This is a genomic window from Halomonas marinisediminis (assembly GCF_004347715.1).
GTDB classification, from domain to species: domain Bacteria; phylum Pseudomonadota; class Gammaproteobacteria; order Pseudomonadales; family Halomonadaceae; genus Halomonas; species Halomonas icarae.
Genome location: NZ_SLTR01000028.1, coordinates 14353 through 28844, shown reverse-complemented (window position 1 = coordinate 28844; position 14492 = coordinate 14353). Strand labels below are relative to the sequence as shown.

At 58.5% G+C, this 14492-nt stretch carries 14 protein-coding genes; all 14 read right to left on the bottom strand.

Annotated features, from left to right (window positions below):
• Positions 1-232: 232 nt before the first annotated feature.
• Positions 233-1627, bottom strand: a complete 1395-nt coding sequence (locus E0702_RS15310) for a surface carbohydrate biosynthesis protein (RefSeq protein WP_165927550.1) — start codon at positions 1625-1627, stop codon at positions 233-235.
• A 173-nt stretch (positions 1628-1800) separates the two neighbouring features.
• Positions 1801-2775, bottom strand: a complete 975-nt coding sequence (locus E0702_RS15305; protein WP_132045396.1) for a polysaccharide deacetylase family protein — start codon at positions 2773-2775, stop codon at positions 1801-1803.
• 25 nt (positions 2776-2800) lie between these two features.
• Positions 2801-3664 (bottom strand): SDR family NAD(P)-dependent oxidoreductase, encoded by an 864-nt coding sequence (locus E0702_RS15300; protein WP_132045394.1) that lies wholly within the window; start codon positions 3662-3664, stop codon positions 2801-2803.
• 61 nt (positions 3665-3725) lie between these two features.
• A complete protein-coding gene (locus E0702_RS15295) occupies positions 3726-4640 on the bottom strand; it encodes a Gfo/Idh/MocA family oxidoreductase (RefSeq protein ID WP_205741942.1) in 915 nt (304 codons plus the stop codon).
• Entirely contained in the window at positions 4637-5434 is a 798-nt protein-coding gene (locus E0702_RS15290; RefSeq protein WP_132045390.1) for an SDR family NAD(P)-dependent oxidoreductase, read from the bottom strand. The genes E0702_RS15295 and E0702_RS15290 overlap by 4 nt, the downstream gene beginning before the upstream one ends.
• 246 nt (positions 5435-5680) lie before the next feature.
• On the bottom strand, positions 5681-6397 hold the full coding sequence (locus E0702_RS15285) for an acylneuraminate cytidylyltransferase family protein (RefSeq protein ID WP_132045388.1): 717 nt from the start codon (positions 6395-6397) through the stop codon (positions 5681-5683).
• Positions 6398-6526: 129 nt separating this feature from the next.
• Positions 6527-7582, bottom strand: a complete 1056-nt coding sequence (locus E0702_RS15280) for a sugar phosphate nucleotidyltransferase (RefSeq protein ID WP_165927549.1) — start codon at positions 7580-7582, stop codon at positions 6527-6529.
• A gap of 29 nt (positions 7583-7611) precedes the next feature.
• Positions 7612-8799, bottom strand: coding sequence for a UDP-N-acetylglucosamine 2-epimerase (neuC, locus tag E0702_RS15275; protein ID WP_165927548.1), 1188 nt, complete (start codon positions 8797-8799; stop codon positions 7612-7614).
• Positions 8800-8813: 14 nt separating this feature from the next.
• On the bottom strand, positions 8814-9830 hold the full coding sequence (gene neuB / locus E0702_RS15270) for an N-acetylneuraminate synthase (protein ID WP_132045382.1): 1017 nt from the start codon (positions 9828-9830) through the stop codon (positions 8814-8816).
• Complete coding sequence (locus E0702_RS15265) at positions 9827-10450, bottom strand: NeuD/PglB/VioB family sugar acetyltransferase (RefSeq protein ID WP_165927547.1); 624 nt, start codon at positions 10448-10450, stop codon at positions 9827-9829. The genes neuB and E0702_RS15265 overlap by 4 nt, the downstream gene beginning before the upstream one ends.
• Positions 10451-10489: 39 nt before the next feature.
• Positions 10490-11500: an NAD-dependent 4,6-dehydratase LegB gene (locus E0702_RS15260; protein WP_132045378.1), complete on the bottom strand. Its 1011-nt coding sequence runs from the start codon at positions 11498-11500 to the stop codon at positions 10490-10492.
• 630 nt (positions 11501-12130) lie between these two features.
• Positions 12131-12385, bottom strand: a complete 255-nt coding sequence (gene nqrM / locus E0702_RS15255) for a (Na+)-NQR maturation NqrM (protein WP_132045376.1) — start codon at positions 12383-12385, stop codon at positions 12131-12133.
• Positions 12386-12571: 186 nt separating this feature from the next.
• Positions 12572-13804 carry an NADH:ubiquinone reductase (Na(+)-transporting) subunit F gene (gene nqrF / locus E0702_RS15250; protein WP_132045374.1) on the bottom strand — a complete coding sequence of 411 codons (1233 nt, stop codon included), beginning with the start codon at positions 13802-13804 and terminating at the stop codon, positions 12572-12574.
• Between the two features lie 68 nt (positions 13805-13872).
• Positions 13873-14490 (bottom strand): NADH:ubiquinone reductase (Na(+)-transporting) subunit E, encoded by a 618-nt coding sequence (gene nqrE / locus E0702_RS15245; RefSeq protein WP_132045372.1) that lies wholly within the window; start codon positions 14488-14490, stop codon positions 13873-13875.
• Positions 14491-14492 lie beyond the last annotated feature (2 nt).

Genomic DNA, 14492 nt, shown 5'->3' with positions numbered 1-14492 from the left:
AGGTTCGAGGTTCGAGGTTCGAGGTTCGAGGTTCGAGGTTCGAGGTTCGAGGTTCGAGGTTCGAGGTTCGAGAAGATTAGGGAGAGGCTCCCTCTTAAAGAAACACAATATTACATAAAGTAACAATTTTGACGCGCCGCAGGATATTATTTTTCCTGGCAACAGCGATGAGTTTTCTAATGCCCGACCAGCCAAAGACAGGGCCAGGCATTCTTATTCTTTTATTACTGGATTACGGATTGATACTTAGCCGAAACGACTTATGGGAAAGCACTTCTACATCAATCCTGTTCAGGAGGTGTGTATCGCCCGATAGTCGACAGGCCTTCTCGATGGAAGCATAAATCTCATGTAACGTGATTCTCGGGTATGCCCTATCGTACTTGTCGTAGGTCTTTCGCAAGTCGATAAACTTGTCCAGCCCGAGAAACTCTGACTTGAACACCGACTTGACAGGGAACCACTTATACAAAGCAAGCGCCGCCTTGTGGGAAAACTCCTTTCTGCTTCTACAGCTTTTGGAGTCCACGAGCGTCACCGCTGGTATTTCATAACCATCAATCGTATCGAGGATTTTCTTGAAGGAGTCACCCGAGTTGAAGTTTGCGATCTTGCTGGATGCCAGGTCCAGGCCCTCGCCTCTTCCACCCCCTTGCTCAGGCTGCTTCAGATAGTCAACCAGTGCTCGTGGCGTTTCAAAGTTGATAGAGAACTGATTGGCGAGAGTGCCGTAGTCGTAGTCAACCGAAGGTGGTCTCAGCCCTAGCACCTCCTTGCCCATCGCCTTTCCTTCAATAGCGGTGGTACAGCCATCATGTATCAGGACATCGCACCAGGCCAGGTGCTCGACGAGGCTGGAATCAAAGTCGACAGCTATATTGGGATACTTTCCTGCGACCTTTTCATAGGTATCCTTCAGTTCTTCGGGATGCGGCCGAATGATGACATCCAGCTCCTCTTCTTCACCCAGAATATCTATCAGCTTGATAAATTCATCAAAAACGATCCTTTCATTCCTCGCGAAGTTCTCCCACTCCTTCACATCCTCTTCTGTCTCCAGCTCTCCACAACGCCGCATATTTTCGACATACTGATCTCCAATCGCACTGTTGATCGAGCCAAATCGTGTATTAACAAGTACTTTTTTCCTGCCAAATTCTTTACCACTGTCACCACAACCATCATGCTGATGGCTGGCTTTGTTCAGAAGATAGAGTAAATCGAAGCGAGGATTACCAGAAACAACGATATTCTTCTCGACACCACTCCTTTCCAACAGGGATTTCTGGTCCTCTCCCCATGCAAACACCACTTCCAGCCTACTGATTGTCTCTTCATTGATACGGGACTGCTTGTATAGATTGTCCGACTTTCTAATCAATCCCTCTTCATCAAGCGCCGCTACGACGCAATCATCCTGATACCATTTATTGACCAGTCGCACGGATCCCCTGCCATGGTCCTTGTACAAATAGAAGCCCACCGGGGTCTTGAGCAGCACAGGATCCTTATGATGCCCAATCACAACCTGATAGCCACGCTCGATCGCCTTGACCCCCAGGAAGACCTTGGCATCAAACTCCCTCTTGTAGACTTCCACCGGCAGACAAAGCAGTTTCTTCTTCATATATTCCTCCATCCTCTATAGGCCGTAATCCGCAGATATCATGGGAGCGACTAGGATTGATATGCGCCGAACAAAGGGCAGCCACTTGTCGCTTGAACTCAGGTTCAGATGCACACGATGTAGCGAGGTTGCGCTTATTGCTTGAATTCAGGAACTTGAGACCGCCGTTCCTGCTACACGGTGATATGTGGTTGGCGCCGGGGTGTGCTTGCCGACATCGGCAGGTCATTGGTATCCAGGCGTGGCAGTGTCAGGGGGTCGCACTGATCCAGGTTGGCAACTTTCACTTCCGTGGTCAGGCCGAGCGCACAGCCGCGAGAGCGAAGAATGCCAAGTAGCGATTCGTCGTAGCCACCATAGGGGTAGCACATGACCCACTCCTTCCTGGAAACTCCGAGGCGCTCCAGGAACGCCAGGCTATCGTCGATCTCCTCGATCTGTGCCTGGCGCTCGAGGCTGTTGAGCCAGTAGTGCTGGCAGCCATGGCTGCCGATAAACATGCCGGCATCCAGGAGACGGGTTAGCTCGCTTTCCCCCATGTAGAGTTCGGCGGCGAAGTCCTGCTCGTCACTCGAGACATGGCGGCTGAACAGCGCGTCGACCAGTGACTTGCGAAATGCCTCGGGTAGCTCTCTCTGCAGGGCGCGCTTGACGAAGGTGGTACCGGGATCGTCGTAGCGGCTGTCATGGGCGATTCGAGCGAACATCGCCTCATTTGGCTCCAGGCCATGGAGTTCCCGTGCTTCATCCATGGCGTCAAAGACATACCTCACCAGAATGTCGGGGTCGGCAACGCTGGCCAGGACGAAGTGCAACTTGTTGACATCCAGCACCCGCCGATCGATCACCGAACAGGCCGGGGGGAAGAAGCTGCCCTGCCAGCCGCGCGAACTGAGCAGCGGCAACACATGGTCGATATGGTCCATGTAACCATCATCGAAGGTCAGCAGCAGCGGATTGTCAGGCAGCGGTACCGCCTCGGGGCCGAGCGCGGCGATCAGCTGCTCCATGTCGATGACCGTGTGGTGTTTGTCGATATAGGCCAGCTGGCCGCGGAAATTGTCGAGCTCCAGTGCCTTCAGCTCGGGATAGCGAGAGCCGGCGAGTGGCCTGACGTAGTGATACATGACGATGGTGAGGTTCTGCATTGTCCTGCTCCTTGGGGTCCGCCGTTCACCAGGCGCTCAGCCCGCCGTCGATGAACAGCTCCTGACCGGTGACATAGCGAGAGGCATCCGACGCCAGATAGATCAACGGGCCGACCATGTCCTCATGACGGGCCATGCGCCCAAGCGGTATCCTGTCGGAGTACCGCTTGACGAACTCGCTGTTCTGCCCGCTCTCGACGCCGCCGGGCACCAGGGTATTGACCCGAATGCCATGCCCGGCCCACTGGGTCGCCAGGTAGCGTGCCAGGCCCGCCACACCCGCCTTGGAGGCGGCATATACCGGTGGTGTATTGATCTGCAGGCCGAGGTACTCCGACCCTTCGTAGATACGCGCATCGGCCCCGAGGTGGCCGTAGATGGAACCGGTGTGGATGATGCTGCCGCCACGCCCCTGGGCAATCATCTGCTTGCCCACGGTGCGAGACACGAGAAATAGACCATCCAGATTGACGCGCATGATGTGCTGCCATTCGGCGAGGCTGTACTCCTCACAGGGAGCAAAGAAGGCCTCCAGGTCGTTGGACTTGCTGGCGGCGTTGTTGTGCAGGATATCGATACCGCCGAAGGCGCTGGCGACTCTCTCGACCACCTCGATGACCGCGGTCTCGTCGGCGACGTCGCAGGCATGGCCCGCACAGCGGCGCCCGGTCGTGTCACTCAGCTCTTCTGCGTAACGTGCAGCCGCTTCACCATCGAGGTCGCAGACCACAACGTTCGCCCCGAACTCGGCGAGCGCCCGGCAGAACTCGCGCCCGAGAATGCCCACCCCTCCGGTCACCAGGGCAACCTTGCCGGTTAGATCGAACAGGCCTCGATATTGTGGATTCCCTCGATCTTGCGGCTCCCTTCGCTCTTGTTGCAGCGTCATAGTGTCTCCAGAATAGAGTCGCCAGGAATTGGCGCTGGTGTGTTCTGGTCAGCCGAGTGACTCACAGCGCATCCAGATAGCATTTGCGCCCTTCGCGCAGGGCCTGACTGCCTGCCATAAGAGTGCGGATTGTGTCTCGGGTAGCGTCGGGGGCTATGCCGGGCGTTCCGGTCTCGATCATGCGCGAGAACACCCAGAGCGCCCGGCGAAACATGCTGAAGTTATCGGAGATGGTGTGATGGGTGACTTTTTTCTTGCCGATTACGTCCAGCTCGAAGATCACGGGGGAGTCACCCAGGGCATCGATGATGATCGGCGTATCGTCGGCGAGGCGTATCAGCACCGACTCATGACCGAGGCTTAACGGTTCCACCGAGACCGGCCGTGATGGCAACAGCGAAAGAATGGCCTCGAGCAGGTGGATGCCATACTTTTCCCAGCCGTTGATGACGGTACCCCGCACCAGCGAGAGCCTGCCATGATCGTTCAGGCGATAGCGCAACTCGTCCAGCTCCACCGCATAGCGCATGGCCGAGCAGGACATCAGTCGGCCCGATTCGAGGTAGGGACTGAACGCTTGCAGCTCGTGCTGATTCAGGGTCAGCGGCTTGTCGATAAAGACCGGCAGCCCGGCCTCGAGGAACGGCCTGGCCAGGTGGAGATGGCTCTCGGCGTCGTCACGGGCGATGATCACCGCATCGATCTCGCCCAGCATGGCCTCGGGTGATGAAACACCATGCGGGATCGATGCGGCATGACACAGTGCCGTGGTGATGGCTTCGCTCTGTGTCCAGGCATGAGTCACACGAAGGTTACCGACACCGAAATCGGCGGGGTGGCGTCGACTCAGGTAGTCATGAATGCCCGCCCAGCCTGCTTCCACCAGGCCGCTGCCAACGTAGCCATTGATGATCGCCGAGAAGGAGAAGGGGTGGCCGTTCCCCTCGCTGAGGCCGATGATTCCGGTGCGTGTCACCATACTCCCCAACCGCCGTCTACACAGATATTCTGGCCAGTGATGTAGGCGCCGGCGTCGGTGCTCAGCAGTGCCACGGCACCCTTGAGCTCCTCCGGTTGACCGAGTCTGCCAAGCGGGGCCTTTTCACGTAGACGCTGCATAAACGCCTCGTTTTCGCGGGTGATGGCATGGGGGAAGGCCCCGGGGCTGATGGCATTGACGCGAATCGCATCGGGCGAGAGAAAGCTCGCCAGATATCGGGTCAACTGCAATACACCTGCCTTGGCCGCACCATAGCTGGGAGGATTGGCATGATCGGTGCCATCATAGACACGATAATCGGGGGCGATATGACCATACATCGATGCAATGTTGATGATTGAAGCCGACCGGCCCACCATCAACGGATGACACTGCTTGGTCATGCGGAAAACGGAGTTCAGGCAGATTTCAATATCGTTGTACCAATCATCTTCATTGATGGAGGCCCAACTGTTCTTCTTCCCTGACCAGGCATTGTTGATCAGTATATCCAGCCCACCATACTCGTCACGAAGCATCTGGACACACTCGCTGACGGAAGCCTGGCTGGCAACATCAAGCCCGACCGCTCGATGGCTTCCTTCGCCGCCCGCTTCATCTAATAGATCGACCTGAGTTTGACACTTGCTGGCATCACGACTCGCAATTACGACATTGGCACCCAACTCTGCCAACACTTCACACATCGCTGTGCCAAGATATCCTGCTCCGCCACTGATAAGCGCTGTCTTTCCCCGCAGGCTCATCATTTCATTCAATGATCGAGACATCTTTCCTCCTATAGCTCGCACTCAGCCAGCTTTTCATTAACACTTAATCTTATGATATTTAAAATTGCAAATGCTTAACTTCACTAATGCTTAAACTTATGAACGATTAGCTATACAAGCACTGATGCGAGCTTCAGCTCGTCAATATACTTATACCGTGCGTTCAAACCCGACTCCTGTCTGTTCGACAACACAACGAGAGCAGAGGTAAATTATTTTAAGCTGTCACTCTCATCCTGATAACGGCTATCTTGATGAGGGTTCTCGATTCATTTTTTCCATCAAAAGCTCTGTCAAGGTAAAGTCGAATTCAACATCAATATCGACAGACCTTTCATGGGACATGACAACCGCACCAGTTCGGCCAAATAGCAATCCATTTATGTCCTCTGGCAGTCTTTCGGGACAGAAGACGTAAACGGCACCATTGAGCTGGTAGGCCGAGGGCAGCTCCTGACGGGGACGCCAGGGGTTCGCGCCCTCGATAAAGGGAGTGGGAGAAGTGCCATCGAGCCGCCAGGCACGATGTGGATTAAGATCGGCCGGCTTGAAGGTCGCTACCGAGTCGAGGTGATCTTCCACCATCCGTACCAGGCACTGGTGAACGTCTTCGCTGGCACGCAGCGGACAGGTAGGCTCGAGCAGGATCATGATATCGGCGGGCTCACCTTCACGGCGAAGGGTCGCGTGGAGGTCTCGCAGGGCGTCGATGACCAGCGCATCGTCCGTCGCCAGGTGAGCTGGCCGACGGTAGACCTCGGCACCAAGACGCTCCGCGACTTCGGCGATCGCCTCATCGTCGGTCGAGACGATGATACGATCGACCTCCTCTACCGCCTGGGCCACCTCGATGGACCAGCCGATCAGGGGCTTGCCTGCCAAGGCACGAATGTTCTTCCCGGGTACGGACTTGCTGCCCCCACGGGCGGGCACGACCGCAATCACTCTGTTGCCGCTTATCATGGCGGGGCCCCTACTGTTCAGAGGTTGAGAAGTGTTGGAGAGGGGGATAACGCGTTGTCGCCATTCGGCGGTGTCGCGGAGCCAAACGCTTAAGCCCGAGAGTTTCGACTCAGATGCTTGCGTTCAGGCTCATCCCAGACGCGACATGGTCTCGCAGTACTGTTGCCACTCGCCGGTGTCCAGCCAGGCCTTGTCGCTGATGGGGTAAACGCCGACTCGTCCACCGCGCGACTTGACCTCCTCGATCAGGTCGGTCAAGTGATAAAACTCATCCCTGGGGACCAACTCCAGCACGGAGGAGCGCAATACATACATCCCGGTGTTCACCATGAAGTTGTAGTGTGGCTTCTCGCGCATGGCACATAGCTGGCCATTGTCGACGATGTCGCAGATGCCATAGGGGATATCGTAATTGCGAACAGAGACCACCATGGTGATATCGTTATTTTCTCTCCGGTGATGTTCCACCAGGCTGGCGTAATCCGTCTTGATGATCACATCGCAGTTGGTAACGATCAGATCCCCTTGCAGTTTCCCCGATAGCGCATGCAGGGCACCGCCGGTGCCCAGTGGCTTGTCCTCGTAGAGGTAATTTACCTGGTACTCAGGCTCCAGCTCTTCAAAGTAGGCCTGAATCATCTTTGACTTGTAGTTGACGGATACATAGAAGTTGTTAACGCCACACTCGGCGAAGGAGCCCATGATAAGCTCGATGGCCGTCTTGTCCCCAACGGGAATCAGGGGCTTGGGCAGTACACTGGTAAAGGGGGCCAGCCGCGTTCCCTTGCCCCCCGCCATCACTACCACGGGTAGCGTCAGCGGCTGTGAGGTGCGTTGCTTCTCGCCATTATTGAAGACTCGATCCCAGAACAGCACATCGACGATATTGTGCTCGTCATCGACCACCGGCACGGAGGTGTAATACCCCTGCCGCATCCGCTGCTTGACCTCGTCGAGCTGGTAGTCGGCCTTGACGTAGTAAGGAGCCGGATTGTAGACATCGCCCACGGTGCCATCCATGTCACCGCCACCGAGGATCCAGCGACGTATGTCACCATCGGTGAGAGTCCCCACGAATCGCTCCGTGTCATCGATGACATAGAGGATCTTGCACTCCGTCTCTTCCAGTTGATGCAGTGCTTCCAGTATCTTGCGTGGCTTACCGATCAGCAGTGATTCAAACATGGTCATTGCCCTCTTGTGGCCTGCACGCCTTACTCGCCAATGCTGATGTCATGGAACCGCTTCTGCAGCAGTTGCGGAGTGAGTTCGACGCTGGCCAGCATGTCCTTGATGCGTCTGGAGGTAGTGCCATCGCCGAAGCGGTCATATGGGTTGTGCATGTCGAGTAATCCGTCCTTGAAGTCAGCATCCAACGCACGGCGAATCCCTTCCCGAATCGCCTCGGCATCATTGCTCGTGGAGATCACGTTGGCTGCCGTGATGCGCCCTTGCTGGCGTTTTCCTACATTCACCACCGGTCGCCGAAATGATGGCGCCTCGACCAGGCCGCTGGAGGAGTTGCCGACCACCAGATCGAGGTGGCGCAGGCAGCCGTGATAGAGCCGCTGGCCCAGGTTGTCGAAGAGACGGCCCTGCTGCGGGTTGGCCTCGCACCAGGCCTGGAGTTGCGCATTGATGGCCCTGCCCTGGGTGTCGGCATTGGCCTTGGTAAAGACACACTGCAGTCCATCGAATGAGGCCAGCGCTTCCAACAGCGCAGCCACCTCCCCATGGGCATCGCCCTGGATGTCGCCGGTCACGGGGTGATAGGTCACCAGGGCGGTGGGGCGTTTCGGGTCGAGCCCCAGGGTGTCAAACAGGGCAGTTCTCCCGACGGTCTCGCTGTGATGCAGATGATCGAGGCCGGGCGCCCCCAGGTTGAAGACCCTGGCGGGATCCTCCCCCATCTGAATGATTCGCCGCCGGTAGGCTTCGGTCGCCGGAAAGTGGAAGCTGGCCAACTTGGTGACGGCATGCCGGAAGTACTCGTCGACCGCCCCGCTGCTGGTCTCCCCCCCGTGCAGATGGGCCACAGGGATACCATGCGCCACCGCCGCCAATGCGACGGGAACAATCTCGAATCTGTCGCCGAGAAGCACGACCATGTCGGGCTGGTCGGCGGCGAGGGCTTGCCCACACTCCAGCATGGCAAGGCCCATGGCCGTGGTCATGGCCGTTCGGGTATCCGATGAGAGCAGGATCTCCATGCGCCGGTGGATGGGTAGCCCGGTTTTCTCGATGTCCTGCACCGTCATGCCGAACTCCGGTGACAGGTGGGTGCCCGTGACGGCCAGCATCAGCTCCAGATCTGGATCGTTATCGATCTCACGCAGCAACCAGTAGAGCAGCCCGAAATCGGCGCGGGTCGAGGTCAATACCCATAGGCGTCTTGCGCTCATGAGGCGTCTTGCGGTCATGCCAGGTCCCCCCACTCGATCAGCTGGTCGACCTCGATCGTGCGTAGTGCACGTCGCCCGACGACGACATCGAGAAGCATCGGTGATACCCCGGTGCCTGGCCGCTTGAGGGTAAGATGCCGGGTAGTAATCACCTCGCCTTCGGCAATCGTGCACGCCGCCACGATGGACTTGCGAACACTGCCGATATTGGCGATCTCGCAGGGAGCGGGCCGCTTGATACCGTCGCCGATCGCCTGCTCCACATGGCGGATCGCCTGCACCATGCGCCTGAATTCCGCCGGTGGCAGCGACGCCGCATGGTCGGGGCCTGGTAGAGCGGTATCGAGGGTAAAGTGTTTTTCGATGATCCTGGCGCCCATGGCAACGGCCGCAACAGGGATCTCGATACCGGCGGTATGGTCCGAGTACCCAACCTCTCTGCCGAATGCTCGTGCCAGGGTCGTCATCGCCGACAGGTTGATCTCATCGTGAGGTGCCGGGTACTGGGTGACGCAGTGAAGAAGGGAGACGGCTCCCGCGCCTGCTGCGTCCAGGGTCGTCAACGCTCCCTCGACCTCGGCGAGATGACACATGCCCGTCGAGAGGATCACCGGCTTGCCGTAGGCCGCAATATGCTTGAGCAGCGGCAGATTGGTGATCTCGCCGGAGGGTATCTTGTAGGTGCGCATGGCCAGGGCGTTGAGAAACGCGGCGCTCTCTTCGTCGAAGGGGCTTGCCAGGAATTCGATCCCACGCATCTCGCAGTGGGCGTGAATGCAGCGGAAATCGGCCTCCGACATTTCCAGGGCCTTCAGCATCGAGTACTGCGTGTCCTCCCCCGGCACCGACTGCTTCTGATAGGTGGCCTTGTGCGCCTGACGCGTGACCAGCCGGTCGGCCTTGAAGGACTGGAACTTTACCGCATCGGCGCCACTCTCCTTGGCGGCGTCGACCAGGTCCAGGGCCATCTGCAGATCGCCATTATGGTTGACGCCGGCTTCGGCGATGATGAAGGTTGGCGCTCTGTTCATTGGATTCTCCTGGCCGGTGTACCCACATAGATGCCGGGCTGCTCGATGCTGCGAACGACGGTGGCGCCGGCACCGACGACGCAGTCCGCACACAGCCTGATGCCAGGAACAAGCGTTGCGCCCGCCCCTATCATGCCATTGTTACCGACCGTCACATCGCCGCAGAGTACCGCCCCGGGTGCCACGTGCACGTTGTCACCGAGACGGCAATCATGATCGACCGAGGCACGGGTATTGATGATGCAGCCCCGTCCGAGCCGACTCCCTGTCACCACAACGGCACCATCCATGATCTGGGTTCCCATGCCGATGATGATGTCCTGGTGCACGATCGCGCCCCTTGCCTGAATGGTGGGAAAGCGGTAACCGCGTAACGCTAGCCGTCCCAGAACTGCCATCCTGAGGTGAGCCGTTCCTACCTTGCCGATGCCCAGGGCAAGGTCTCGAACGGACAACAGTGGCGCTTCAAGCAGGGCACTATCTGGCCCCATATACGAGGCCTTGGCATGTTCCACGGGCTCGAGATCGGTATAGCCTGTTACTCGATGCCCCAACGCTTCGAGCACTTCATGCACAACGCGGCCATGGCCGCCGCCCCCCACAATGATGAAATCTGACATGGCGAATACCATCTTGTTGTTTGTTGGATCGTCGTCAGGTCAGATGTTGTAGGTGTGGGTCTTGTAGTGCGCCAGATTCCCCGGGGTGGTAAACCAGTCGATGGTCTTGCCAAGCCCTCGACGCAAGCCATCGACACCACCGTAGGCCGGAACATGCCCCAGGTAGTGCTCGGCCTTTTTCGTTTTCGCCCACAGACGTTCGACCTCGCTGGCTTCTGGCCGCAACCTGACGTCATCGGTATGGATACGCACCTCCACCCCCATGATGTCGGCGATAAGCCTCACCGTATCCTCGATGCTGATCTCGAAGCCGCTACCGATGTTCACCACCTCTCCCAGCACGTCGTCGCACTCAGCCATCCTGATGAATCCGGCCACGGTGTCGTCGACATAGCTGAAGTCGCGGGTGGGGTGCAGGGCACCGAGCTTGAGGTCTCGCTGCCCTGAAGCAATCTGCGTGATGATGGTAGGAATCACGGCCCTGGCCGACTGCCTGGGCCCATAGGTATTGAAGGGCCGAATCACCGTCACGGGAGTCGAGAACGAGCGGTAGAAGGAGAGCGCGATCTGATCGGCCCCAATCTTGGAGGCAGAGTATGGCGACTGCCCCTGGAGGGGGTGCTCCTCATCGATGGGCACATACCGCGCCGTGCCATAGACCTCGCTGGTCGAAGTGTGCACGACCTTGGAAACGCCCAGGTCACGTGCGGCCTGGAGAATGTTCAAGGTACCCGTGATATTGGTATCGACGTAGGTTGCTGGAGAGTGGTACGAGTAGGGAATTGCGATCAGGGAGGCGAGATGCAGCACCACATCGCAGCCCTCCATCGCCTTGCGAACACCGTGGGGGTCACGAATATCGCCGGAAATGACCTCGATACTCTCCTTTACGCCGCTGGGTGCCGAGTCCAGCCATCCCCAACTGTTGAAGGAGTTGTAAAGCACGAGGGCCCTGACCTCTACCCCCATCGCCACGAGTCTCTCAGTCAAGTGTGACCCGATGAAGCCATCCGCACCGGTAACGAGCACCTTCGAGCGTTGCAGTTGCATGATACTGTCCCTTTGTCACACTTTTTCGTTATCCACCGGGCAAGGGGGCTGTGGCACAGAAGCCTGGGCACAGGAGTCATGACACAAAAGCCATGTCAGAGACGCTGTATCCGTGGCAGGCCGGGAGCGGCTCCTTTCTGCCGCCGCGTATGGTTCCCACGCTACCGCCCGGGAGTTCTCTCAGGCCGTCTCCAATGCCTCACCCTATAAACGCCGCAAACTCGACGTTGCCGTGCCTTGAGTGCCGAGCCTGGGATGGCCCGAGCCACTCTCTTGCTACAAAACGAATCGTTTCGTTCACATAAGATTACACATGTTTGCCCATTGTTTCCCACACTATTTTCCTCATGCTTTTCGGGCTGGATGTTTATCAGTCGCTCATACAGCGATATGACAAATCTCATCACCGCTCGACGAAAAAACTGCCGCCGCCTTGTCCGCTCGACAAAACGACGCCCATAAACGACGCACATAAACGACAAGCGCCGACCCTTGCGGATCGGCGCTTGTCGTTTCAATGTCGATATACCTTGAGAAGCTAAGGGGCTGCAGGTGGTAAAGCGGCTCCTGGATGCGCGGGGCCCTTGGATACCCGAGGCCCCTGGATGCGCGGGGCCCTTGCGCGAGGACCTAGCGCCGGGTGGCGTCGTACCCCAGGTCGGCACCGCGGCTCTCGTCGCTGCGCCGGCGGGCACTGCCGCGCTTGCGGTTCTCCTCCTCACAGACCTCGTCCTTGCCGCCGCAGATCTCGCAGCCGTCCTTGAGGCCGAGCTGGTTGAGGCCGCCACAGGAGCCGGCGATGGGCTTGCGGCCCATGATCACACCAACGGCCATGGCCGCCATGATCAGCAGCATGAAGGCCAGGGCAATAAGCCAGATAGTCATCAGGATCTCTCCTTGGGTGGCGCCTCGCCATCATCGGCTGGGCGATTCACCCGGTAGCATGTCGTCATCTACACCAGACAGTGCGGGTGGCATCACGTTCCAACCTGCACCTGCAGGAATCACCGCCGGATACAACGAGGGCCGACCTTCTGGCCGGCCCTCCTTGTCGCCTGACGGCGGGTGGGATCATCCGCCGAAGTCGTCCAGCAGGATGTTCTCGGGCTCCACCCCGAGATCGAGCAGCAGCTTGATCACGGAGGCGTTCATCATGGGCGGCCCACACATGTAGTACTCGCAGTCCTCGGGAGCCGGATGGTCCTTGAGGTAGTTCTCGTAGAGGACGTTATGGATAAAGCCGGTGGGGCCTTCCCAGTTGTCCTCGGGCTGCGGGTCGGAGAGCGCCAGGTGCCACTCGAAGTTGTCGTGCTCCTCGGCCAGCTTGTCATACTCTTCGTTGTAGAAGGTCTCGCGCCAGGAGCGCGCACCGTACCAGAAGGTAATCTTGCGCTTGGAGTCGAGGCGCTTGAGCTGGTCGAAGATATGGCTGCGCATCGGCGCCATGCCGGCACCACCACCGACGAAGACCATCTCGGCGTCGGTGTCCTTGGCGAAGAACTCGCCGAAGGGTCCCATCACGGTGACCTTGTCGCCGGCCTTGAGGCTGAAGACGTAGGTCGACATCAGGCCGGGCGGGTGGTCGGTGTTGGGCGGCGGGGTGGCGATACGGATGTTGAACTTGAGGATGCCCTTCTCTTCCGGGTAGTTCGCCATGGAGTAGGCGCGGATGACCTCCTCGTTGCTCTTGTGGGAGATGTCGAACAGCCCGAACTTCTCCCAGTCACCGCGGTACTCCTCCTCGATATCGAAGTCCTTGAAGGCGATATCGTAGGGCGGAGCCACCAGCTGCACGTAGCCACCGGCGCGGAAGGCGACTTCCTCGCCCTCGGGCAGCTTGAGGTTGAGCTCCTTGATGAAGGTGGCGACGTTGGGGTTCTCGATGACCTCGCATTCCCACTTCTTGACGCCGAAGACCTCCTCGGGCACCTCGATCTTCATGTCCTGCTTCACCGGCACCTGGCAGGAGAGACGCCAACCCTCCTTCTTCTCGCGCATGGTGAAGTGGGACTCTTCGGTGGGCAGGATGGCGCCACCGCCCTCCTCCACGCGGCACTTGCACTGGGCACAGGAGCCACCGCCGCCACACGCGGACGAGAGGAAGATGCCATTGGCGGCCAGGGTATTGAGCAGCTTGCCCCCGGCCTGGGTGGTGATGGTGTTCTCGGGATCATCGTTGACCTCGATCTGCACGTCACCGGTGCTGACCAGCCTGCTGCGGGCGGCCAGGATGATCAGCACCAGGCCGATGACGACCACGGTGAACATGACCACGCCGAGCAAGATAAGTGATGTATCAACCATGTCGGTTTCCTATTGCTTGCGTTGCCTGGTACCCGGCGCCGCACGGCGCCGGGCAAGGACGACCTGCTTCAGAGTTGGATGCCGGAGAAGGACATGAAGCCCAGCGACATCAGGCCCACCGTGATAAAGGTGATGCCCAGGCCCTGCAGGGAGCCGGGAACGTCGCTGTACTTGAGCTTCTCGCGGATACCGGCCAGGGCCGTGATGGCCAGGGCCCAGCCAACGCCGGAGCCGAAACCGTAGACCACGGCCTCACCGAAGTTGTAGTTACGCTCGACCATGAACAGCACGCCACCCAGGATGGCACAGTTCACGGTGATCAGCGGCAGGAACACGCCCAGGGCGTTGTAGAGTGCCGGCACGTACTTGTCGAGGAACATCTCCAGGATCTGCACCAGCGCGGCGATGACGCCGATGTAGCTGAGCAGGCCCAGGAAGGAGAGGTCGATGTTCTCGGCACCGCTGATGCCGGTCCAGGTCAGGGCCCCTTCCGAGAGCAGGAAGGTGTAGACCAGGTTGTTGACCGGCACCGAGATGGTCAGCACCACGATCACCGCGATGCCCAGACCGAAGGCCGCGGAGACCTTCTTGGAGACGGCGATAAAGGTGCACATGCCGAGGAAGAATGCCAGGGCCAGGTTCTCGACGAAGACCGAGGCAACGAAAAGGCTCAGATAATGTTCCATGC